Origin of the sequence: Persicimonas caeni (assembly GCF_006517175.1) — a bacterium.
Classification (GTDB): Bacteria; Myxococcota_A; Bradymonadia; order Bradymonadales; family Bradymonadaceae; genus Persicimonas; species Persicimonas caeni.
Map to the genome: position 1 here is coordinate 3039878 of NZ_CP041186.1, position 22652 is coordinate 3062529.

At 65.2% G+C, this 22652-nt stretch carries 19 protein-coding genes; 10 read left to right on the forward strand and 9 right to left on the reverse strand.

Features of this window, described 5'->3' with window-relative positions; translation table 11 throughout:
* Positions 1 to 230: 230 nt before the first annotated feature.
* The 5 genes from map to FIV42_RS11195 all read right to left on the reverse strand — a co-directional run bounded on the left by map (position 231) and on the right by FIV42_RS11195 (position 4792).
* On the reverse strand, positions 231 to 1064 hold the full coding sequence (map, locus tag FIV42_RS11175; RefSeq protein WP_141197767.1) for a type I methionyl aminopeptidase: 834 nt from the start codon (positions 1062 to 1064) through the stop codon (positions 231 to 233).
* A gap of 17 nt (positions 1065 to 1081) precedes the next feature.
* Complete coding sequence (locus FIV42_RS11180; RefSeq protein WP_141197768.1) at positions 1082 to 2092, reverse strand: NAD(P)H-dependent glycerol-3-phosphate dehydrogenase; 1011 nt, start codon at positions 2090 to 2092, stop codon at positions 1082 to 1084.
* Positions 2093 to 2217: 125 nt separating this feature from the next.
* Positions 2218 to 2739 (reverse strand): Crp/Fnr family transcriptional regulator, encoded by a 522-nt coding sequence (locus FIV42_RS11185; RefSeq protein ID WP_141197769.1) that lies wholly within the window; start codon positions 2737 to 2739, stop codon positions 2218 to 2220.
* 8 nt (positions 2740 to 2747) lie between these two features.
* Positions 2748 to 3410, reverse strand: coding sequence for a cyclic nucleotide-binding domain-containing protein (locus FIV42_RS11190; protein WP_141197770.1), 663 nt, complete (start codon positions 3408 to 3410; stop codon positions 2748 to 2750).
* A 74-nt stretch (positions 3411 to 3484) separates the two neighbouring features.
* Positions 3485 to 4792, reverse strand: a complete 1308-nt coding sequence (locus FIV42_RS11195) for an endonuclease I family protein (protein WP_168210566.1) — start codon at positions 4790 to 4792, stop codon at positions 3485 to 3487.
* A 329-nt stretch (positions 4793 to 5121) separates the two neighbouring features.
* Here FIV42_RS11195 and katG point away from each other — a divergent pair, with 329 nt between their 5' ends.
* Complete coding sequence (katG, locus tag FIV42_RS11200; RefSeq protein WP_141197772.1) at positions 5122 to 7329, forward strand: catalase/peroxidase HPI; 2208 nt, start codon at positions 5122 to 5124, stop codon at positions 7327 to 7329.
* A 168-nt stretch (positions 7330 to 7497) separates the two neighbouring features.
* Here katG and kamD read toward each other — a convergent pair whose 3' ends face one another.
* Complete coding sequence (kamD, locus tag FIV42_RS11205; protein WP_141197773.1) at positions 7498 to 9057, reverse strand: lysine 5,6-aminomutase subunit alpha; 1560 nt, start codon at positions 9055 to 9057, stop codon at positions 7498 to 7500.
* A gap of 395 nt (positions 9058 to 9452) precedes the next feature.
* Here kamD and FIV42_RS11215 point away from each other — a divergent pair, with 395 nt between their 5' ends.
* The 6 genes from FIV42_RS11215 (at position 9453) to FIV42_RS11240 (ending at position 16546) form a co-directional block, all read left to right on the forward strand.
* Entirely contained in the window at positions 9453 to 10148 is a 696-nt protein-coding gene (locus FIV42_RS11215; RefSeq protein ID WP_141197774.1) for an RDD family protein, read from the forward strand.
* Between the two features lie 2 nt (positions 10149 to 10150).
* Positions 10151 to 11110, forward strand: coding sequence for a stage II sporulation protein M (locus FIV42_RS11220; protein ID WP_141197775.1), 960 nt, complete (start codon positions 10151 to 10153; stop codon positions 11108 to 11110).
* A 246-nt stretch (positions 11111 to 11356) separates the two neighbouring features.
* Positions 11357 to 12967 carry a DUF4129 domain-containing protein gene (locus FIV42_RS11225; protein WP_141197776.1) on the forward strand — a complete coding sequence of 537 codons (1611 nt, stop codon included), beginning with the start codon at positions 11357 to 11359 and terminating at the stop codon, positions 12965 to 12967.
* Positions 12964 to 14112 (forward strand): DUF4350 domain-containing protein, encoded by a 1149-nt coding sequence (locus FIV42_RS11230; RefSeq protein ID WP_141197777.1) that lies wholly within the window; start codon positions 12964 to 12966, stop codon positions 14110 to 14112. Before FIV42_RS11225 ends, FIV42_RS11230 begins: the two co-directional genes overlap by 4 nt.
* The gene (locus FIV42_RS11235; RefSeq protein ID WP_222615434.1) at positions 14109 to 15215 is read left to right on the forward strand and encodes an AAA family ATPase; all 1107 of its coding nucleotides are present in this window, start codon (positions 14109 to 14111) and stop codon (positions 15213 to 15215) included. Before FIV42_RS11230 ends, FIV42_RS11235 begins: the two co-directional genes overlap by 4 nt.
* Positions 15212 to 16546 (forward strand): DUF58 domain-containing protein, encoded by a 1335-nt coding sequence (locus FIV42_RS11240; protein WP_141197778.1) that lies wholly within the window; start codon positions 15212 to 15214, stop codon positions 16544 to 16546. Before FIV42_RS11235 ends, FIV42_RS11240 begins: the two co-directional genes overlap by 4 nt.
* An 85-nt stretch (positions 16547 to 16631) precedes the next feature.
* Here the strand turns inward: FIV42_RS11240 and FIV42_RS11245 are convergent, their stop codons facing one another.
* Together FIV42_RS11245 and FIV42_RS11250 are read right to left on the reverse strand one after the other, a co-directional pair.
* Positions 16632 to 17984 carry a sensor histidine kinase gene (locus FIV42_RS11245; RefSeq protein WP_141197779.1) on the reverse strand — a complete coding sequence of 451 codons (1353 nt, stop codon included), beginning with the start codon at positions 17982 to 17984 and terminating at the stop codon, positions 16632 to 16634.
* Positions 17981 to 18652: a response regulator transcription factor gene (locus FIV42_RS11250; RefSeq protein ID WP_141197780.1), complete on the reverse strand. Its 672-nt coding sequence runs from the start codon at positions 18650 to 18652 to the stop codon at positions 17981 to 17983. Before FIV42_RS11250 ends, FIV42_RS11245 begins: the two co-directional genes overlap by 4 nt.
* Before the next feature lie 124 nt (positions 18653 to 18776).
* Here FIV42_RS11250 and FIV42_RS11255 point away from each other — a divergent pair, with 124 nt between their 5' ends.
* Together FIV42_RS11255 and FIV42_RS11260 are read left to right on the forward strand one after the other, a co-directional pair.
* On the forward strand, positions 18777 to 19817 hold the full coding sequence (locus FIV42_RS11255; protein WP_141197781.1) for a sensor histidine kinase: 1041 nt from the start codon (positions 18777 to 18779) through the stop codon (positions 19815 to 19817).
* A 137-nt stretch (positions 19818 to 19954) separates the two neighbouring features.
* Positions 19955 to 20254 carry a hypothetical protein gene (locus FIV42_RS11260; protein ID WP_141197782.1) on the forward strand — a complete coding sequence of 100 codons (300 nt, stop codon included), beginning with the start codon at positions 19955 to 19957 and terminating at the stop codon, positions 20252 to 20254.
* On the opposite strand, the gene FIV42_RS31140 is transcribed toward FIV42_RS11260, so the two are convergent.
* The gene (locus FIV42_RS31140; RefSeq protein WP_141197783.1) at positions 20251 to 21786 is read right to left on the reverse strand and encodes a hypothetical protein; all 1536 of its coding nucleotides are present in this window, start codon (positions 21784 to 21786) and stop codon (positions 20251 to 20253) included. The two genes, FIV42_RS11260 and FIV42_RS31140, sit on opposite strands and share 4 nt — an antisense overlap.
* Positions 21787 to 21937: 151 nt before the next feature.
* On the opposite strand from FIV42_RS31140, the gene FIV42_RS11270 reads away from it, so the two are divergent.
* A complete protein-coding gene (locus tag FIV42_RS11270) occupies positions 21938 to 22627 on the forward strand; it encodes a hypothetical protein (protein ID WP_141197784.1) in 690 nt (229 codons plus the stop codon).
* Positions 22628 to 22652 lie beyond the last annotated feature (25 nt).

A 22652-nucleotide genomic window follows, 5' to 3' on the forward strand; every position in this document is an offset into this window, starting at 1 on the left:
CCGGCTCCCACGCCCCAAACGTCAATCTTAATTGCGTAAATAGGCCGGCTCCCACGCCGGTGGTCGAGGTCTCGTACTCTGAACTCGGATCGACAAATCGACGTTACGAATCGACCATCCGTTCAGAGTGCCCACGTCGTCCACGGGGGTGCGACCCCGCCTATTGAGGCAATTAAGATTGACGTTCGCCTTGGCGGGCGTGGTCATTGGTTCGGGGCTTCCTCACCCCTCTAGATCCCACCAATCTCATCAAAATTGATCGCGCAGCCCGGCGAAACCTTTTGCGGGTCGTCGCCTTCGCGGTGGGTCATGACCTCGACGCCGTCTTCGGTGACGACGACGGTATGCTCGAATTGAGCGGAGAGTTGGCGGTCTTTGGTGACGGCGGTCCAGTCGTCGTCGAGGACTTCGACGGGGTAGTCGCCCAGGTTGATCATCGGCTCGACGGTGAACGCCATGCCCGGGCGGAAGCGCATGCCGGTGTTGCGCTTGCCGAAGTGGGGGACCTCGGGGGCGCCGTGGAAGGTGCGCCCGATGCCGTGGCCGATGAAGTCGCGCACCACCGAGAAGCCTTCGGCCTCGGCGTGGGCCTGGATGGCCGCGCCGATGTCGCCGATGCGCTTGCCGGGGCGGATCTCGTTGATGCCGCGCATCAGACACTGCGCGGTGACCTCGACGAGCTTCTTGGCTTCCTCGTCGACCTCGCCGACGAAGAACGTGGCGCACGAGTCGCCGTGGAAGCCGTCGACGATGGGGGTGACGTCGACTGAGATGATGTCGCCGTCTTCGAGGACCCGGTCCTTGTTGGGGATGCCGTGGCAGACGACCTCGTTGATGCTCGTGCAGATGCTACGCGGGAAGCCCTTGTAGCCGTACGGCGCATGGGTGGCGCCGCGTTTTTCGACCCAGCGCTCGGCCTCGTCGTTGAGGTCCTGGGTGGAGATGCCCGGCTCGATCATCTCTCCGAGGTGGCAGAGCAGCGTGGCGGCGAATTGGCCCGCCTCGCGCATCTTGGCGATCTCGTCTTTAGAGAGAAGAGTCAGTTGTCGGCGGCGTCGTCTCATGGGCTGGTTCTTGGTTCTTAGTAAAGGCCTTGCAATTCCGGTTTGAGCTCACGGCTCATCAGCTCGGTGACCGCATCTTCGGTCGACAGGCCCTCGTATAGAACCTGATAGACTTTCTCGCAAATAGGCATTTCGACGCCCAGCTTCTGGCTGAGGCTGTGAACACTCTTGGAGGTCTTGACGCCCTCGGCGACCATATTCATGCCGCCGACGATCTCCTCGAGGGAGTGGCCCTGACCCAGCTTGACGCCCACCGAGCGGTTGCGGCTCAGCCCGCCGGTGCAGGTGAGCACCAGGTCGCCCATGCCCGCCAGCCCGGAGAGCGTCAGGGGGTTGGCGCCGATGCTGACCGCCAGGCGGCTCATCTCGTGCAGCCCGCGGGTGATCATGCCGGCCCGCGAGTTGAGCCCCAATTCCATGCCGGCGACCGCGCCGGCGGCGATGGCGATGACGTTCTTGACTGCCCCGCCAATCTCGACGCCGACCACGTCGGTGGAAGTGTAAGCACGGAACACATCGTTACTAAAGACGCGCTGGACGCGCTCGGCAAGCTTGTGATTGTACGAGGCGACGGTCACCGCCGTGGGCTTCTGGGCGGCGACCTCTTTGGCGAAGCTCGGCCCCGACAGGTAGACCAGGTACGGGTGGCAATACTCGGGGAGCACGTCCTCGAGGATGTCGCTGACGAGCATCTGGGTTTCGTTCTCGATCCCCTTGGTCGCGCTGACGATGGGCGTGGCCGGCGGGATATCGTCGGCCACCTGCGAGATGACCTTGCGCAGCACGTGGCTGGGCACCACCGACACGATCATCTCCTTGTCGGCGATCGTCTCCTGGATGTCGTTGGTCGCGCGCAGGTTGTCAGGCAGTGTGAAGCCGGGAAGGTACTCGGTATTCTCGTGCCCCTCGTTGATCGCGGCAGGCAGCGGCTTCTCGTGGCACCAGACCAATACGTCGTGACCGTTTTCAGCCAAGAGCTTGGCCAAGGCCGTACCCCACGATCCGCCTCCAATGACACCAATATTCATGCGTCTACCTCCGGTAGATTAAAGTTATTGCGTAATCGAGTCATTGAGTGAACTACAACAGCGTAACTACAACCGCGTCACAGCGTAAAGGCACAACCGCACGGCCTCCGCCCTCCCGCGGTCTTTCACTCGATCACTCGGTCACTGCGACTGCGTCGCCGAAGCATGCGCAGCGTCTCGGCCGGATGCCCGAAAACCTCGTGCAGCCGTCGGTTGGCGTCGCGCATCTCGCCGACGAGATCTTCGGCGATGGCGTCGATGAGGTGGAAGGCCGCCGGGTGCTCGGCTTCGAAGAGCTCCTCGAATTTCTCGCAGGTCAGCCGCAGCACGATGCTGCGCTCGAGCGGCGTGCCCGCGCTGCCGTGGGGCCAGGGGTGGACCAGCGACGAGAGGGTGAGCGCGGTCGCCGGTTCGGTGAACTGGTCTTTGCGCTGGCCGTCGGGCTGGACGCGATACGAGACCTCGACGCGGCCCGACACCAGGATAAACGCGGCGTCCTTGGGCTCGCCGGGCGACCACAGCGCCTGACCAGGCATGAGAGTAAGCGCCTCGCAGACCTCGACGAGGTCTTCGATCTCGGAGAGCTCCCAGTCGGCGAAGATGCCGCGTCCGGCGAGGGTTTGAGCGTGCGATTTCGCGTTTGCCATGGAGGGTCCTACGCCTTCTTGAGCCGGCCCAACATCTCGTGGACCTGAGTTTCGAAGCTGTCGAGGTACTGCGCCGGGTCCTCGAAGACCTCTTCGACGCGCGCATCGGTTTGACGACGCCGCTCGCCCAGAATGCGAGCCAGGCGCAAGATGATTTTGTAGGCCGCCGGACGCTTCTGGGCGCGCAGCTCGTCGAAGGAGTCGCGGCCGAGCTTGAAGATGGAGGCATCGCCGATGACCTCGACGCTCGCCGAGCGCGGGCCTCCGGCGATCAGCGACATCTCGCCGACGACCGAGCCGGCGCCGAGCACCGCCAGGACGACGTCTTCGCCGGCCGGGGTGCGCGCGCGGACCTGCAGCTCGCCCGACTCGACGATATACAACGCGTCGGCCTCGTCGCCCTGCTGGAACAGCTCTTCGCCGGCGGCGACGTTGAGCTGGTCACAGGCGCCGACGACCTCGCGCACCTCCTCGGGAGCGAGCGCTTCGAACAGTTCGATCGACCGGAAAACGGTCTCGGCGTCGGGGCTGACCTCAGCGGAGGAGGTCGCCCCGCCCAAGCCCCGCTCGCCCTCGGGCGCCGGGGGCCGCAGCTTGACCGTCTCGGTCAAATCGGCCGCCCCCTCCTCCATCGAGGCGTCCTGGTTCTTCTTCTCTTCGTTGTCGCTCATCGGGCCTATCCGGGGTTCACTTCTGTTGCTCGTTCGAGTCTACATTCGGTGGGTTACGGGCGCAATGATGGCGATCAGAAGTCCCCAATGCGCTCCACCAGATCGGGCCGATCGATAAACGGATTGCGCGAGTTCTGAATCCCCGCCACCGCGCCGTTGCGCTCGCGCTCGGCGGCGTCGACCGGGTCGGCGGTGTGCCACTGGCGAATCGTCTGCTCCTCGTGGGCCGGGATATCGCCGCCGTACATCACTGCGAAGTAGAACAAGGCGCGCGCCACGTTGCCCTTGTGCTCGTCGCGCGGCTCGAAGCGCACCTCACCGGAGCTGTCCTCGCCGAGCTTCGAGCCCCCTTCGGACCACGACACGTTGCTGGTGACATTGCCGAAGAAATTCGCCGAGCGGCGAGAGTTCGCCGAGGAGTCCGTCGGAAAGAGGTGGTGCAAGTCGGACTTGGCCGGCTCATCGCCCGCGCCGCGGCTCTGCGGCCAGGTGTGCTCGGTGTTGAAGTCTTGGGTGTAGGCGTCGCCGCTGCTGCTCGTCTGGATGGTCTGGCCGGTGTAGACGCACTCGACGCTGCCGTCGCGGTTGTCCACCGTGGCAAACATGTGGTCGCGCGCCTCGTCGTAGCCCACGCTGACGTGGCCTTGGTGGTCGGCTCGCAGCGCGTTTTCGAGGTCGGCGTTCGTCAGCCCCTCGTACGGGTCGTTGCCCGCGTCGGGGTCGCACGCGTTGCCCAGCCCGTCGCCGTCGTCGTCGACCTGCTCGGTATTCGGGGTGGTGATGCAGTTGTCGACCGCGTCCGGGATGCCGTCGTCGTCCTGGTCGTTCGTGTCGTTACACGGCCCGCTCTTGCACGTCAGCTCGAAGGTAAAGCGCCCATCGACGTCGGCGAAATTCTCCAGGGTGAGCGTAAACCGCCCGCCGCTAAAGAACTCCCAGCCTCCGTCGAGCTCGCTCTCGTTATACGGGATATGCGCGTCCACATCGCCCTGCGGGTTGCCCCACACCAACGCCTGCGCGTCGCCCGGCCGAAAGATCGACACCGACGGGTTCCACGCCGGCTCGCCGTCGATGCGCAGCCAGGCCACGATGCGGTCGCCGTCGTTGGCGATGAGATCGACGTCGATCTTGCCGCCGGCCGGGATGGTCCCGCCAAACGAGGCTCCCGCGGTGGTGATCTCCGCCGGGATATCATTGGAGGGCGCATCGGGCCCGACGTCGGGGTCGGGGCTGGTATCCGGGGTGGTCGAGTCGGCCCCGGTCGTGTCCGTGGCGTCGGATTGCTCGACCCCGCTGTCGGTTTTGGAATCCGGCGCGTCGTCACTGCAGGCAACGGAACCGAGGGCGAGGGCGAGGGCGAGGACATACGAGTGATGCTTCATGCGGGAGCTGCTTTGAGAAAATTGTCTGCTTTTAGCGTAGAAAAGCTTCGTAGCCGCACAGACTAGTAGATTTGGGCGAGGAGTGCCAATAGATTGCCGCGCTCCCGCACCCTCAAATAACCTCAACCTATACTCCATATAAGAATAAAGTCTTTGAAGTAATACGACAGGGCGCCATACTTGAGAGCGACATATGGATGGGCAGTCGATGTTGGCCCCTTGGCCTGATTTGCCCCCTCGCCTGACAAGATGCCTTGTCGATGGCCGGGCCGTTCGAATCATTGAGCAGACCGATTTACAAACGATTACCCCCGACAGGAGAAGAGAACATGGGTAAGAATCCGGAAAATGAAGGCAAATGCCCCGTCATGCACGGCTCCCATCGGCACAAGGCGAGCGGCTCCTTTGCCAATCACCACTGGTGGCCGAACCAGTTGAGCCTCAAGATCTTGGCTCAAAACGGCCCGCAGGTCGATCCGATGGGCGAGGAATTCGACTACGCCGAGGAGTTCCAGAAGCTCGACTACGAGGGGCTCAAGGCCGACATCGAAACGGTCATGAAGGACTCGAAGGAGTGGTGGCCGGCCGACTGGGGCCACTATGGGCCGCTATTCATTCGCATGGCCTGGCACAGCGCGGGCACCTACCGCGTCTCCGACGGCCGCGGCGGCGCTTCCTCGGGCACGCAGCGCTTCGCCCCGCTGAACAGTTGGCCGGACAACGTCAACCTCGACAAGGCGCGCCGGCTGCTCTGGCCGGTCAAAAAGAAGTACGGCCGCAAGATCTCGTGGGCCGACCTGTTGGTCTTGGCCGGCAACGTCGCCCTCGAGTCGATGGGCTTCGAGACCTTTGGGTTTGCCGGCGGACGTGAAGACACCTGGGAGCCCGAAGAGGATGTCTACTGGGGCCCCGAGAACGTCTGGCTCGCCGACGATCGCCACACCCAGGAGGGCAAACTCGAGGGGCCGCTGGCTGCCGACCACATGGGCCTCATCTACGTTAATCCGGAGGGCCCCAACGGCGAGCCCGACCCGGCGAAGGCGGCGCAGTATATCCGTCAGACCTTCAAGCGCATGGCGATGAACGACGAGGAGACCGTCGCGCTCATCGCCGGCGGCCACACCTTCGGCAAGGTCCACGGCGCCGCTCCCGACGAGCACCTCGGCCCCGATCCCGAGGGCGCGAGCATCGAGCAGCAGGGCCTGGGCTGGCAGAACACCTTCGGCACCGGCAAGGGCAACGACACGATCACCAGCGGGCTCGAGGGTATCTGGACCCAGAAGCCGACCGAGTGGGACAACGGCTTCTTCGACAACCTGTTCGGCAACGACTACGAGCTCGAGAAGAGCCCGGCCGGCGCCTGGCAGTGGATCGCCAAAAACGAGGACGCCCAGAACACCGTCCCCGACGCCCACGATCCGTCCAAGAAGCACGCCCCGATGATGCTCACCACCGACCTCGCCCTGAAGGTCGACCCGGAGTATCGCAAGATCTCGAAGCGCTTCCACGAGAACCCCGACGAGTTCCAAGAGGCCTTCGCCAAGGCGTGGTACAAGCTCATCCACCGCGACATGGGCCCGCACTCGCGCTTCCTCGGCCCGGAGGTGCCCGACGAGGTGATGCTGTGGCAAGACCCGGTGCCCGAGGTCGACCACGAGTTGATCGGCGACGAAGAGATCGCCGAGCTCAAGACGACGATCCTCGACTCGGGGCTGTCGACCGTCGAGCTCGTTCGCACCGCCTGGGCGTCGGCCTCGACCTTCCGCGGCAGCGACAAGCGCGGCGGCGCCAACGGCGCGCGCATCCGCCTCGCCCCGCAGATTGGCTGGGAGGCCAACCGCCCCGAGGAGCTTCGCAAAGTGCTGAGCGTCTACGAGCAGCTCCATGAGGACTTCAACGGCTCGCGCTCCGACGGCAAACGCGTCTCCATGGCCGACCTGATCGTGCTGGGCGGCTGCGCCGCGGTCGAACAGGCCGCCAAGGCGGCCGGCTACGACGTCGACGTCCCGTTCAGTCCGGGCCGCACCGACGCCACCGCCGAGCAGACCGACGTCGAGTCATTCGACTGGCTCGAGCCACGAGCCGACGGCTTCCGCAACTACCTGCGCGACGACATGGAGCGCTCCGCCGAAGAGCTGCTCGTCGACAAGGCACAGCTCCTGACGCTGACCTCCCCCGAAATGACGGTGCTCGTCGGCGGCCTGCGCGTGCTCGGCGCCAACTGGGACGGCTCCGAGCTGGGCGTCTTCACCGACCGCCCCGGCGAGTTGACCAACGACTTCTTCTCGAACCTGCTCGACATGAGCACCGAGTGGAAGAAGTCCGAGGAGTCTGACGAGATCTTCGAGGGCTACGACCGCGACAGCGGTGAGCTTGCGTGGAAGGCCACCCGCGTCGACCTCGTCTTCGGCGCCAACTCCCAGCTTCGCGCCCTGGCCGAAGTCTACGCCTGCGACGACGCCGAAGAGGAGTTCGTGCGTGACTTCGTGGCGGCGTGGAACAAGGTGATGAACCTGGATCGGTTCGAGCTGAAGTGAGCGTGATGACTGGAGATATGAAGGCGCCTCGAAGAGTCGGGGCGCCTTCTACATAGGCACCTAAAGACATAGGGGCTGTGAGTCGCCACTCCTTCTCGACTCGCAGCCCCTATGTCCTTAATTGCTTATTTAGCGGGCGTTTCTCACCTGCAAGGCCTCCGTTGCCCCCTACTCCAGCCCCAACCGCGCCCGCAACTCGTCCTCGAGCGGGTTATAATAATCCGCCGCCCGCTCGAACACGCCCTCGAGGCCCTTGCCGCCCTCGGTCGGCCGGTACACGTCGGCAAAAATACCCTGGGCGAGCGCGTCGAACATGCCTTCGTCGCGGACCTTCTCGAGGAGGTCGACCGACTCGGCGAGCACCGTTTGGGCGCGGGTCTGGATGATGCCGCCCTCTTTGTACTCGACCTCCTCGCCCAGCGCGCGGGCGTTGTTCATGACGTATTGGGCGTTCTCCAGCGCCAGGGCGCGGTCGCCCATATGCGGGGTGTGCATCGCTTCGGTCATCATGCCCAACAGCTGGATGCCCTGCTTGGACCAGGCGCCGATGAGGTTGAACAGGGCGTCTTGGATGTGGCCCTTGAAGATATTGCCGGTCATGTACTTCGTGGGCGGCATGTACTTGAGCGGCGCCTTCGGGAAGATCTCGCGGGCCATCTCGGCCTGGGCGAGCTCGAGCAAAAAGCCGTTTTCGATGTCGGGGTTCATCTCGAAGGCGTGGCCCAGGCCCATCTGCTCTTCGGGCAGCCCGCTCCTGAGCGCGAATTGCTCGTTGATGAACTGGCTGGCGAGCACCGTGTGTGCCGCCTCGACCGCATCGGCGGTGGTCAGGTAATTGTCCTCGCCGGTGTTGATGACCACGCCGGCGTAGGCGTTGATCATGCGGCTGAAGTACTGGTCGACGAAGGTGCGCTTGGGGTTGATGTCGCGGAACAAGATCCCGTACAGCGCGTCATTGAGCATCACGTCGAGGCGCTCGATGGCGCCCATCGCCGCGATCTCGGGCATGCACAGCCCGCTGCAGTAGTTGCACAGCCGGATATAACGCCCCAGCTCCTCGCCGACCTCGTCGAGGCCCTGGCGCATGATCTCGAAGTTGGCCTGCGTGGCGTAGGTGCCGCCGAAGCCCTCGGTCGTGGGCCCCTCGGGCACGTAGTCGAGCAGGCTCTGGCCCGTCGAGCGGATCACCGCCACGATGTCGGCGCCCTGGCGCGCGGCGGTCTTGGCCTGGACGACGTCCTCGTAGATATTGCCGGTGGCCACGATGACGTAGTGCAGGGGTTCGGGACGATCGGTCGACTCGGCCAGACGCCGGTCGCGCTCGTCGACGGTCGCCTGGATGCGGTCGGCGGCCTCGACGGCCAACTCCCGGCCCACCTCGCGCACCTGCGCCTCGTCGAAATGCGGCAAATCGGCCAGGCTCAGATCGCCCGCGGCGACCGCCTCGGCGATCGTCTGCGGGTCGCGGCCCGTGTGCAGCACCGCGCGCGCCATGAGCCGCGTGATCCCCTCGTCGATGCACCCGGCGGCGACCGCCCCGTCGACGACCACGTTCGACAGCGGGATATCGTCGACGTCGACTCCAGTGATCCCCATCAGGCGCAGCACGGTGCGCTCGACCGCCACGGTCGTGCGTTGGCGGATAAACTCGTCCATGCTGTCGGCAATATCGGCCGCCGCCTGGCGCCCGCGTTCGATCATCTTCGGATCGAGACCCAATTTCGACATCGGTGGTACTCCTGCTTTGGTGCACACTTCGCTTGGCAGAGTCTGTTTGGCAGAGGATGGGGGCAATTGGCAAGATCGAAGGTACTTTGGGGCGGTCACGGTCACCGTCACGGTCACGGCTACGGGGACGGCTACGGTCACCGTCACGGCTACGGTCACCGTCACGGTCACGGCTACGGGGACGGCTACGGTCACCGTCACGGCTACGGTCACCGTCACGGTCACGGCTACGGGGGCGGTCACCGTCACGGCTACGGTCACCGTCACGGTCACGGCTACGGGGGCGGTCACCGTCTCCGTGACCGTAGCCGTGTCCGTAGCCGCCTCCGTGTCCGTAGCCGTCTCCGTGTCCGTAGCCGTAGTCCTCAATCACCAAATGTGATAGCGTCGCGCCCATGCAGCAACTCGACACCATCCAGACCATTGAAACGCCCGAAGGCGTCGAGTTCGAGGTTCACTTGGCCGGCCCCATCCCGCGCATCATGGCGTTTGGCGTCGACGTGGGCATCCGGCTGGTGGTCTACACGATCATGTTCATCCCGCTCGCCTTCCTGGACGAGCTGGGCATGGGGCTCTTTTTGCTGCTGATGTTCGTCATGGAGTGGGGCTACCCGATCTACTTCGAGATGTATCGCGACGGGGCCACGCCGGGCAAAAAGATGTTCGGCCTGCAGGTGGCCAACGCCGACGGCACCCCGATCAACTGGAAGGGCTCGGTGCTCCGAAACCTGCTGCGCGCGGCCGACTTTTTGCCGGTGGGCTACGCGCTGGGCATCGTGATGATGGCCGCCTCGGGGCGCTTCCAGCGGCTGGGCGACCTGGCCGGCGACACCGTGGTGTGCTTTCGCCAGCCCGACGACCTCACCGGCGCCGGCGAGTTGCCCGACGTCGACCCGGTGACCTCCGGCGAGCAGCTGACCATCGAGGAACAGAAGGCGATCGTGCAGTTTGCCGAGCGCAGCAAGCGCTGGAACTACACGCGCAACGCCGAGCTGGCGCGCCTGCTCGAAGACCTCACCGGCACCAAAGACGGCCAGGGCGCAGTACGCCACCTTCAGGGGCTCGCTAACTGGATCACCAAGGGGCGCTAGCGATGAGCCAAGCGAGCTTTGTGCGCAAAAACGAGAAGCTCTGGCGAGACTACGAAGCCCTGCTCGATGAGTTCGAGAAGGACTACCCGTCGGTGCCCGCCGAGCGCTTCCCGGCGATGTACCGCACGCTGTGCCAGCACCTGTCGATCGCGCGCCACCGCGGCTACAGCGCGGCGGTCGTCGACCGCCTCAACCCGCTCGTCGAGCGTGGCCACGCGCTGCTGTACGGCTCGCGCACCGGCCGCTGGCAGCCCATCCTCGAGTATATCCGCGGCGGATTCGCCCGCGACGTACGCAAAGACTGGCCGCTCTTGCTCCTGGCGACGTTCATCTTCGCCGGACCGTTTTTGGGCATGATGGCCTGGCTCGAGCTCCAGCCCGAGTGGGCCTACCACGTGCTCGGCGACGACATGATCTCGCAGATGGAGGCGATGTACGCCAGCTCCGACGCCATCCAAGACGAGCGCGAGGCCGACTCGAACTTCATGATGTTCGGCTTCTACATCTACAACAACGTGGGCATCGCCCTGCGCACCTTCGGCTCCGGGGCGGTCGCCGGCTTGGGCGCGCTGTTCGCCCTGTTCTACAACGGCGTCATCCTGGGCGCGGTCTCCGGCCATCTGAACAACGTGGGCTTGAGCCACAACTTCTGGCCCTTCGTCATCGGTCACGGCTCCTTCGAGTTGACCGCCATCGTCCTGGCGGGCATGGCGGGGCTCAAGCTCGGCTTCGCCCCCATCTGGCCGGGCCGAAAGAGCCGGCTGCAAGCCCTCAAAGACACCGCCCGCGACAGCCTCGGGCTGGTCACCGGCTTCTTTTTGATGCTGGTCATCGCCGCGTTCATCGAGGGCTTCTGGTCGGCCCAGCCCACCTCCGACGACGTCAAATACATCGTCGGCGCCGGGCTGTGGGCGGTGGTGTTCTTGTATTTTGGGTTTGCTGGGAGGACTGCGAATGATTAGCCTCCAGCGCCTCTTCCAACTTACTGGCAATGTTCTTGGTTCTTGGTTCTTGGTTCTGGGTCACCGAGACGTGCAGGCTGGTTTGACGGCAACGCTTCGCGACGTTCGTTACCGTGAGCTCGAGCCGCACTTTCCAGCCAGCAAGAACCAAGAACCAAAAACCAAGAACCAAGAACTAAAAACCGCTCGAAGGAGCGATAAGCCTCTAGCACCACAAGCATTGCGAAATTGTGGGGGAGGCCAACCTTGAACCTGGACAAAGTCGCTGCGAGGTTGCGTCCGCGCTCGTCCTGGGAGGCCGTCGATCTCGGCTTTTTGCTCGCCCAAAAATTCTTCAAGCCCATCGCGCAGGGCTGGCTGACGTGTGTGCTGCCCGTCTTCGTCGTCGCCACTTTGGTGGCTGCGACGACCGACCTGTTCTGGCTGCCGCTCGTCTTTGTCTGGCTGCTCAAGCCGCTATACGACCGCGTGCCGCTCTTGGTCTTGAGCCGCGCCTTTTTCGGCGAGGTGCCCGGCGTCAAGGCGACCGCGGGCATGGTCTTTCGCTCCTGGCGAGGCCGCGCGGCCCTCTCCGACATCACCTGGCGCCGGTTCAGCCCGTTTCGCGGGGTGACGATGCCGGTGCGCGAGCTCGAAAATCTTGGCGGCGCGGCTGCCAGCGAGCGCCTGGGCGTGCTGCTTCGCCGGCAGGTGCGCGGGCCGGCCATCGGCCTGACGCTGGTGGCGATGGCCACCGAGATCCTCTTTTTGGGCGCGACGCTGATGCTCATCCAGATGGTCGTGCCCAGCTCGGTGCAGTTCGACCTGGGCGCCAAAATCGACACGATCTTCAGCACGAGCGTCGACGCCCCCCTGCTCGAAGTCGGCGCGTTCGCGCTCTACTTTTTGGTGATGAGCGCCATCGAGATCTTTTACGCCGCGGCGGGCTTCGGCCTCTACATCAACCGACGCGTGCGCCTGGAGGGCTGGGATATCGAGATCGTCTTCAAGAAGCTCGCCGCGCGCCTTCGCGCCCGGGCCCGGTCGATCTTCGAGACTGCCGCGATGGCGCTGTTGGTGGGCCTCTTCGGGCTGGCCACGTTCGGGCTGCCGTCGACGGCCTCGGCCCAGACCGAGCATGCCCAAACCGAGCAAGCCGCGTCGACCGCCCCCGAATCACCCCAACAAGACGAGCAAGTACGCGAGGTAACGCCCTCCCAGCCCCCCGCTGGCCTCGACCCGCAGGCCGAGATCGAAGATATCTTGGACAACCCGGAGTTCGGGAGCACCCGCACCGAGACGACGTGGCAGCTTCGCGACGAGCTGTTCGAGCAGGACGAAGACGACGACGAGAACCCGCCCGATCTGAGCTTCCTCGAGCAGATCATCAAGGCGCTGGCTACGACCTTCCAGATCGTCATGTGGCTCGTCGCCGGTGGCCTGATCGTGGCCGCGATCGTCTACTTCTACAAAAAGACTCGCCCGCTCGCGACGGTCGAGGCGCCCGAAAAGCCCCTCGAAGGCCCGCAGACCGAGCTGGTCGCCTCCGAGGCGCCCGCCCCGAAGGTCACGCTTCCGGCCGACCTGATCGACACGGCGATGGCCCGCTGGCGAGACGGCGCCCATGCCGAGAGCTTGAGCTTGTTGTATCGGGGCACCATCGAGGGCCTCGCCAAAGGCTACCGCATCGAGATCGACCCGAGCCTGACGGCCTACGAGTGCGTCGAGGCGGTGCGCGGGGCCGGCGGCCCGGCCGACTACGTCGCCGAACTCGCCCGGGCGTGGACCTCGACGGTCTACGCCGACCGTCCGGTGAGCGACGAGCGCGCCCAGGAACTGTTCGCCTCGTGGAAAGTGCACTTTAGGAGGGGCGCGTGAGCGACGGATCTCGCAAAAAGACCGCGCTCCTCGCGCTCGTCGTCGTCGGCATCCTTGCCCTGTTGGGGCTCGGGGGCGCCGCCGTCTCCGACACCCTCTTCGAGGAGGTCGAAGAGGAAGTGCGCGAGCCGCCGTCGGGCGAAGCCAGGCGCAACCACTTTTTGGCGCTCGAGCGCCTCCTGAGCCGCTTCGACCACGACGTGACCACGGTGCGCCGGCTCGGCGAGCCCTCGCCCGTGGCGACCACGATCATCTTGGCCGACCCGAGCGACGAGTTTTCGCCCGAGCAGGTCGACGCCTGGGAGAATTGGGTCGTCGACGGCGGCCACCTGATCTTGACGCAGCCGGTCGAAGACGCCGACGAGAAGACCGCGCCATTGCTGGCTCGCCTGGGCTTCGATGTCGCCAACGAGGGCGACGAGTGGCCCTACGAGGTCGAGGTCAGCCCCCTCGAGATCGACTACCTCGACGATTCCACGCCCAGCCTGCGCTGGGTCGCCTCCGACGCCGATTGGCTGCTGTTCAGCGGCCCCGACGAGCCCTTTGCCGCCAGCCGCAAGGTCAGCGACTACGGCCGCGTGACGCTGCTCAGCAGCGCCGAAATCTTCGACAACAACACCATCGGCAAAGGCGAGCACGCCACGCTGGCGATGCGCATCCTGGAGCTGCCCGAAGCGACCGACAGCGGCTACGAGACGGTCACCATCGTGATGTTCGGCGCGCGCGACTCGTGGATGTTCTACGTCGCCAGCCATATTTGGCCCTTCTTGCTGCTCGTGGTCGTCGGGCTTCTGCTCGCCATCCAAAACGGCCGCAAGCGCTTCGGCCCGATGCTGGCAGACCCACCCGAAGAGCGGCGAAGCCGGCGCGAGCACGTCGACGCGGTGGGCCGCTTTTTGTGGGAGCAAGGCGCGACCGCCGCGCTCGTCGAGGCGGCCCAGGGCGCGCTGATGGCCGAGCTCGAGACGCGCCGCCCGCGCGTGGCCAGCGCGCCCAACGCCGAGCGCCACGAGATCGTCGCCGAGGAGCTGGGGATCACCCCGTCGGAGGCGCGTGAACTCTTCCGCCAGCCGTCGGGCAACCGCAACGCCGAGACCTTTACCCAAAAGATCCGCCAACTGGAGCATCACCGGAGGAAGCTGTGAGCGAGTCTGATTTCCCCACGACACCACCCCAGTCGACGCCTAGCCAGTCGACGCCAGACCAGTCGACGCCAGACCGGTCGACGCCAGACCAGTCGACGCCCCAGCCGGCTCCCCCGTCGACACAACAGGCGCCGGGGCTCGATGCCGACGTCGCTCGAGCAGGCGAGCAGCTCGACCAGCTGCGCGCCGAGCTCCGCAAGGCCGTGGTCGGCCAAGACAAGGTGATCGACCAGGTGCTGTGCGCCTTCTTGGCCAGCGGCCACGTGCTCGTCGAGGGCGTGCCCGGGCTGGGCAAGACCTTGTTGGTGCTCAGCCTTGCGCGCACCTTCGGAGGCACCTTCGGCCGGGTGCAGTTCACCCCCGACCTGATGCCCTCCGACGTCACCGGCCACGCCATCTACCACGCCACCTCGGGTGATTTCCGCATCCGCAAGGGGCCGATCTTTACGAACCTGCTCCTGGCCGACGAGATCAACCGCGCGCCGGCCAAGACCCAGGCCGCGCTGCTCGAGGTGATGCAGGAGCGCCAGGTGAGCATCGAGGGGCACTCCTACGAGCTCGAGCCGCCGTTCATGACGCTGGCCACCCAGAACCCCATCGAGCAAGACGGCACCTATCCGCTGCCCGAGGCCCAGCTCGACCGCTTCCTGTTCAAGATCGAGATCGACTATCCGGCCGAAGAACACGAGTTCGCCATCGTCGAGGAGGTCACCGTCGGGCGGGTGGGCGACTCGTTCAACATCGACGACGTCGAGCAGGTCATGACGATCGAGCAGGCGCGCAAGCTGCAGCAAGTCTGCGCCAAGGTGCGCGTCGACCGGCGCATCGTCGAGTACGGCGTGCGCCTGGTGCGCGCGACTCGCGGCTGGCCGGGCATCCGCGCCGGCGCCGGCCCGCGCGGGGCGATCTCGATCATCCGCGCCGCCCGCGCGTTCGCCCTGCTCGACGGGCGCGACCACGTCATCCCCGACGACGTCAAGTCGGTCACCCTCCCCGCCCTTCGCCACCGCATCCTGCGCACGCCCGAGGTCGAGATCGACGGCATCGCGCCCGACGACCTGCTGCGCGACGTGCTCCGCAAGGTGGAGGTACCGCGCACGTGATTGCGACCTCACGGCTATACTGGTGCCTGGGCGGCCTGGCCGTCTGGGGACTCGTGGCGGGGATCTTACCGGCGGCGTTTCCGCTGTGGGTGGGCGCGTGCGGCGTGCTCTTGGTGGCGGCGCTGGCCGACCTCCTGTGGCTTCGCCGCGCCACGCCGCCCACGCTCGAGCGCGAGGTGCCCGACTCGCTGGCCGTGGGCGTGTGGACCGAGGTCGTGCTCGTGTTGCGCTCCTACGAGCGCCAGACGCTCGACCTGGAGCTGTTCGACAAGCCGCCGTCGCATTGCGACCTCGACGGCATGCCCGCCTCGCTGCGGCTGCCCGGCGACAAGCGCGCCCGAGTGCGCTACGCGCTGAAGGCCAACGAGCGCGGCGAGCACCAGTTCGAGCCGTGCGACGCGCGCATCCGCGGGCCGCTCGGCCTCTTGTTTCGCCAGGTCGAAATCGGCACGTTCGAAGACGAGCAGGCGCAGACTTTTCGGGTGCTGCCGAACTTCAAGGCGGTCAGCCGCTACGCCCTGATGGCCACCGCCGACCGCGTCGGGGAGCTGGGCATCAAAAAGCTTCGCCGCCGCGGCTCGGGCATGGAGTTTTCGCACCTGCGCGACTACCGCCAGGGCGACCTAAGCCGGCAAATCGACTGGAAGGCGAGCGCGCGGCGAAGCAAGCTCATCTCGCGCGAGTACGAAGACGAGCGCAACCAGCACATCGTCTTCCTGCTCGACTGCGGCCGGCGCATGCGCGCCCGAGATGAACACGATGGAGGCGACAAGCTGGCGCACTTCGACCACTGCCTCAACGCCAGTCTCCTGTTGAGCCATGTCGCCCTCAAGCAGGGTGACTCGGTGGCGCTGGCGACCTTCGGCGGCCACGAGTTGTGGGTGCCGCGCCAGAAAGGCCCCTCGGGCATGAACGCCATCCTCGAGCAGATCTACGACCTGCAGACGACCACCGCCCCGAGCGACTACAGCGCCGCCGCGCGCCGACTCGCCGCCGTGCAGCGGCGCCGCGCGCTCGTCGTCGTGCTCACCAACCTGTACGACCAGGACAACGCCGAGCTGCTCGAGGCGGTCTCGCTGCTGCGCCAGCGCCACGTCGTCCTCGTCGCCAGCCTGCGCGAAGCGGTCACCGAGCAGACGCTCGACGAGCCGATCTACCACCTCGACGACGCCCTGCGCGTGGCCGCCGGCCACCACTACCTGAGCCACCGCGACAAAACCCACCAAGAGTTGCAAGGCCGCGGGGTGATGCTGCTCGACGTCCAACCGGGCGAACTCTCGGTTCAACTCGTGAACCGCTACCTGGCGATCAAACGGGCGGGCATGCTGTAATGGGTTCACCACGGGGACACGGGGACCACGGAGAAAACCTATTTTGTTTTGCCTCTCTCCGTGTCCTCCGTGTCTCCGTGGTGAATTAGCCTTTTACGACCACTTCCATCCCCCCCTCCTCGCGATTCCGAAGCTCCAAGCGCCACCCGTGCAGGTCACAAACCCTGCGCGCGATCGACAACCCAAACCCCTGCCCGCCGGGCTGGCGGGTGCGTGAGTCGTCCATGCGGAAGGAGCGTTCGGTGAGCTTGTCGAGGAGTTCGTCGGGCACGCCGGGGCCGTCGTCGAGCACACGCAGCTCGAAGCCGTCGTCGACAGCGTCGAGCACGATGCTGACGTGGCCGCCGGCGGTGTTGTACTGCAGGGCGTTCTGCACAAAATTACTCAGCGCCTGCTCGACGAGGGTCGAGTCACACTCGATGGGCAAGCCGTCGGGCGGCGCGGCCCAGTTGAGCTCGATCGCTTTTTGCTCGGCCAGGGGCTCGTGGCGCGCGGCGACACGCTCGACGGTCTCGGCCAGGTCGCACTCGTGCAGAGTCAACTCCTCACCGGTGCGGTCGAGGCGCGCGGCCGCGCCCATATTCGAGATCAGCGAGGCGATATAGTGCGCCTCTTCCATGCTCGCGTCGGCGAGCTCGGCTGATTTAGTGTCGTCGGCGAGTTGCTTTTGGAGCTTTCGCAGCCGGTGTTGCAGCACCGTCAGCGGGATCGCCAGGTCGTGGGTGGTGTTGGCGATATACTCGGTCAGCGCCCGATCGCGCGCCTCGAGTTGGTCGACCGTCTGGCGGACGCGCTCGCCGGCGACGTTGAAGGCGCGGGCGAGTTCGCCGATCTCGTCATTCGAATCCGTCTCCACGTCGACCCGATAGTCGGGCCCGCCGGCCTCCTCGATGGCGTCGGTCAGCCGTCGGATGCGCCGCACCATCGGGCCCGCGGCCAGAAGCGCGGTGATCAGGAGCACCACGAAGGCGACCACGGCCTGGGTGGCCACGTTTTTGGCAATGCGCCCCGGTTGGGCACCGGCCCGCTCCGGCCAGTAGACCGCCAGCAAGGCGCAGTCGGAGTCGGGCCACGGGCTGCGCACCACCGTCACGCCGGCGTGTCGCGGGTTGCGCCACATGGTGTCACTGACCGTGTCGTCGCCCGCCTCGAGCGCCTCGACGACGTCGTCCGTAAGCGGCGGCGCCTCGGGATGCACGGAGCGATAGTCGGCGCCGTAGGCAAAGACCTCGAACCCGCGACGCATGCGATGGTGGAAGCGCTCGGGCCGACGCAGGCAGCGCTTGGGCGGGCGCGCCTCGATACGCGCCGAGATGCGATTGGCGATGCGCTCTTGAAAGTCGCGGCGCTCGCCGTGGATGCGAAAGAGGGTAAAGAGCACCAGCACGGGCACGACGACGGCGACCAACGTCAACGCGAGCTTCGGGCGTAGCTTCACGAGCCGTCCTCCGCCAACTTGTAGCCGATGCCCCACACCGTCTGGACGAGCTTGCCGGCCTCGCCGAGCTTTTTGCGGATGCGCGACACGTGCACGTCGAGGGTGCGCTCGGTCCCCTCGCTCTCCTCGGGCAGCGCCCGTTCGACGAGTTGGCGGCGGCTGAGCGCCATGCCCGGCCGGCGCGCCAGGGCGGCGAGCACCTCGAACTCGACGGCGGTCAACTCGACGGGCTCGCCGTCGACCTCGACTTTGCGGGTGTCGAAGTCGATCGACAGCGGCCCGAGCTCACGGTCGGCCTCCCGGCGCATCACCGGCCGGCGCAGCCGGGCGCGGATGCGCGCCAGGAGTTCCTCGGGCAAAAAGGGCTTGGTCATGAAGTCGTCGCCGCCCAGTTCGAAGCCGCGAAGCTTGTCGTGCGTCTCGCGCCGGGCGGTCAGGATGATGACCGGCACGTCCGACTCGGTGCGATACTTCTTGAGCACGTCGAAGCCGTGCTTTCCGGGCAGCATCAGGTCGAGCACGACCAGATCGAACTCCTCGACCGGCTCGAAATACGCCTCCGAGCCATCTTTGATCCACGTCACCTCGAATCCCTCCTCGTCGAGCGACTCGAACAGCTCGTCGCCGAGGGCAAAATCATCTTCAATCAATAGGATCTTGTGTGTCATCGGAATCTCATCGGGCGCAAATTGTACGTTAGCGACATCGCCTCGATTGCTTTATAGTCAACGCGCAGCGTAGCAGACATCATACCTGCAGTCTTTCAAGCGCTCCTTTTTCCCTGCCACGTCGATGACCAATTCCACCATGATGCAGCCCCAAGTGTGCCCTCCGCTTCCGAAAGGGACCATCTTGGATCTGGCGCCCACCGATTTAAAGAATTTGCGCCAGACACGCTACGACGGGCGAAACAAGAGCGCCTCGGTGGAAGAGTTCGCGCCCGACGCGCGGCGCACCATCGAGATGGCCTACGAGGTCACCTGCGAGCTCCAGGAACTGCTGCGACCGCTCTACAAGGACACCGCCCTCGCCGAGGAGGCGCTCCAACGCTTTTTGGAGAATGAGGACTGGAGCCAGCCGTTTGGTCGCCTGGCGAAGCTTCGCATCCCCGAAGCCCAGCGCGAAAACGACGAGTTGCGCAAGGTCACTCACGACATCAAGGGTGGCGCGCTGACCGCGCTGTACGGTCTGCTCCAGCTCATCGAGCTCGGCGTAGGCCAGCCGGAAGATATCCCGCAGGCGTATTTTCTGGCGCGCGACCACGCCAAGATCATGCGCAACGCCCTGCCGGACCTCGACCCGCCGCGTTACGAAGCCGACCTCAACTACAAGCTGCACGACGTCGAATTAATCGCCGAGAAGTGGCGTGGCAAGCGCGGGCGCGAAGACGGCAAGAAGGTCGAGATCCGCTCGCACGTCGAGTACGAGGGCGCCATCGCCACGCGCTGCATGGAGTTCTCGGCGCTCGACCGCGTGCTCTACAACGTGCTCAACAACGCGGTGCGCCACACCAGCGGCGAGGCGATCTTTTTGAGCGCCGTCGCCGTCCCTCAAGAGCACCCGCACAGCCTGCGTTTTGTGGTGGTCAATCCGATCGACGCAGCGCAGCAGGCCGCCATCAACGAGCGTACCGACGGCGAGCCCTCGCGGCTGTTCGACCCGGGCGTGACCACCGACAGCACCGGCCTGGGGCTGACCATCAGCAGCGAATTCGTCGCCCAGGCCTTCGGGCTGGCACACGCCGGCGAGGCGGTCGCACGCCAATATCTGGGCGCGACCCTCGTCGATGACTACTTCGCCTGCTGGTTTCACTGGCCGCTGGTCGACGACTGATCAGTGGTGGGGCGCCGAGGACGAGCGCGGCTTGTCGGCCCCAGCAATGGTGAGCAGTTTCATAGAAGGCGTTTTCTGGCAGTCGCCGATCGCTTATAGTGGTGTGCCCAAGACCGCCTCTCGCACGAGACTCTACCATGGTTTATATCCTGACCATCGCCCTTCTTCTGGTTTGGGTCGTCCTGATCGCCATGATGGTCCGGGCCGTTCTCAAGACCCCGTCGTGTCCCGAATGCGGCAGCGACCGCATCGAATCGGTCGACATGCGCACCTCCACCATCAAAATCGACGGCCAAAAGGTCCCCGCAGCGTGGATGTACCGGCGCTGCCATGACTGCAGCGCGCGTCTCAAGTGGGATATCGGCCAAGATGGGTGGGTCGAACTCGAGCCCGGCGAGTGGGATGAGGTCGTACGCAGCGCCGAAGAAGTGCCCTAATTCTTCCCCGGGTGCTTCCCGTTCCCCAACATCTGCACCTCGAATATCGGCTCGCATCTCTCCACGCCCGCCCGCGCCTCCTGCCAAGCTTCACGAGAATCATACGACGACTCCGGCAACTTGCAGTTGAGCTTGGAGGCGGCGGTCACGAACCGACTGCTCAACGACGGGTGTAGCCAGATCAACAGCGTGTCGGCCTCGCCATAGTAGCTCTGCATGCGGTCGAGCGTGTTGTAGAGCTTCCACCAAGGGTAGCTGTCGACGCCCTCGACCTTGGCGAGATCGACGGCGAACTCCTCGAACATATGCTTTCGATAACCGTCGTGGCGCTCGGAGAGCCAGGCGTCGAAACGCTCCGGGTACAGCTTGATGGTGGCGTGGGTCAGCGCCATCGGCTCGGGCGGCTGGTCGTCGCTGGCCGCACAGGTTCTGGCAGCGAGGCCGATGCGCCCGATGCCTACCGTGCCCACACCAACCGTCCCGCCACCGCCGCCGCGGCCCGTGCCCCGAAGCCCCAGCCCGCCGAAGCCCTTGGCCGACGACGAATTGGCCCCCAGCGTACCGAGTAGAATCGCTTTGTCGTCCGACTTCTTCTTCGACGACTTCTTACCGGTGTCGACCTTGCCCAGCCCGCGAATGCGGCCAAAGCCCTCTCCACCGCCGCCTTTGCCCGTACCGCGTAGGCCCATGCCGCCGGCGCCACGGCCCACGACCACCTCGCCGCCCTCACCGCTCATGGTGACGTTCATCTTCGAATCGAAGGCATCTGGATTGCCGAAGATATTCTTCAGCGGCCCCGCGCCTAAGACCTTGCCGCCCAACATCTTGCTGTCGGAGGTCTGGCCACCGGAGGTCTGGCCATCGGAGGTCTGGCCTTTGGCCTTCTCGGCGTACTTCTTCAAGTCGGGCTTGCGGCGGCTCCACGCCACGCGTCGGCCGCCCATAAAATCGCGCGTGAGCCGAAGATGGACCGGCGATGCATCGCCGACCTGCAGCGTCATCCACTCCAGGTCGGTCTTGGCCAGCGTGTATTGCAGCGCCATGACCGTGTCGGCCGGCACCGCCGGGTCGACCTCGACGAGCACGCGGCCCTGGGTGATCTCCTCACCGTAGACCACTCGGCGGCGCCGCTCGGCCACCAGGGCAGCGTCGACCGGCTCGACGAGCCCCTTCACCGTGAAATAATAGCGTGACGCAAAGCTCGACCGACCGATGTAGCCGCCTTCGAGCGCCAAGAGCTCGTCGCCGTCGATGGTGACGGCCTTCGGCGACACTTGGAGGGTCAGCGAGATCGCCTCGGGCGGCTCGTGGGAGGGCGTGTCGTCGCGCGTGCCTTTCGTCTTCGATGGACTTGCATCGACGTCGTCGACTGCGTCGACGTCGGCGGCCCCCTCTTCGGCAGACACCTGCGAGACGGCCTCGTTCGAGGCATCGGGCTTCGGCTCGGCCGTCTGGCAGCCGAGTGCCCCCCCGAAGAGGCAAGTCGACAGGAGGAGGCTAGAGCCGAGTTGTGCCGTCAGACGATAAGACATGCGTTGCACTCCGGTGCTTTCGCTGATTTCGGTGCTCATCAACTTAGCTTCAGATTCTCTTAAGATCCACCTCGTAGATTCATGATGAGGCCGACGGTTGGCCCTTCTGGTACACTGAAACCATCTTCTTTCTTTTGAAGGAGCACACATCATGAAGCTCAAGCGAATTCTCTTCACCGCCGCGATCGCCTGCTCGTTTGCCTTCGGCGCCAACGCCTTCGCCCACGGCGGCAAGGGGGGCAAGCACGCCCGCTGGCAGCAAATGAGCGACCAAGAAAAGCTCGAAGTCATGGAGAAGCGCCTCGACGAGAAAGTCGAGCGCATGGACGAAGAGCTCGATCTGACCGACACCCAGGAAAAGAAAGTCCGCCAGATTTTGGAGACCTCGCGCACCGAGCTGATGGACATCCGCCAGCGCCACAAAGGCGACCGCAAGGCCGGACGCAAAGAGGCGCGCCAGGTCTTCAAGCGCACCAAAGCCGAGCTCGCCGAGGTGCTGACCGCCGACCAGAAAGCGAAGTTCGAGGAGATGCGCCAGAAGCGTCGCGGCAAGCGCCACGGCAAGCGCATGAAGCGCATGTTCCACCACCTCGACCAGAAGCTCGACCTCGACGCGCAACAGGAGGAGAAGGTCCGGGCGATCATGAAGGAGACGCGCCAGAAGATTCGCCAGGCGCGCCAAGACAACGAGGGTGACCGCAAGGCCTTCCGCCAGGCGATGCGCAAGGAGATGCAGGCCGGCGCGAACAAAATCGAGAAGGTCCTGGACGCCGATCAAAAGAAGACGTTCCAGGAGATGCGCGCGAAGATGAAGGAGCGACGTCAAAAGCGCTCGCAGTGATCGAGAGGTCACGTTCGGTTCATTT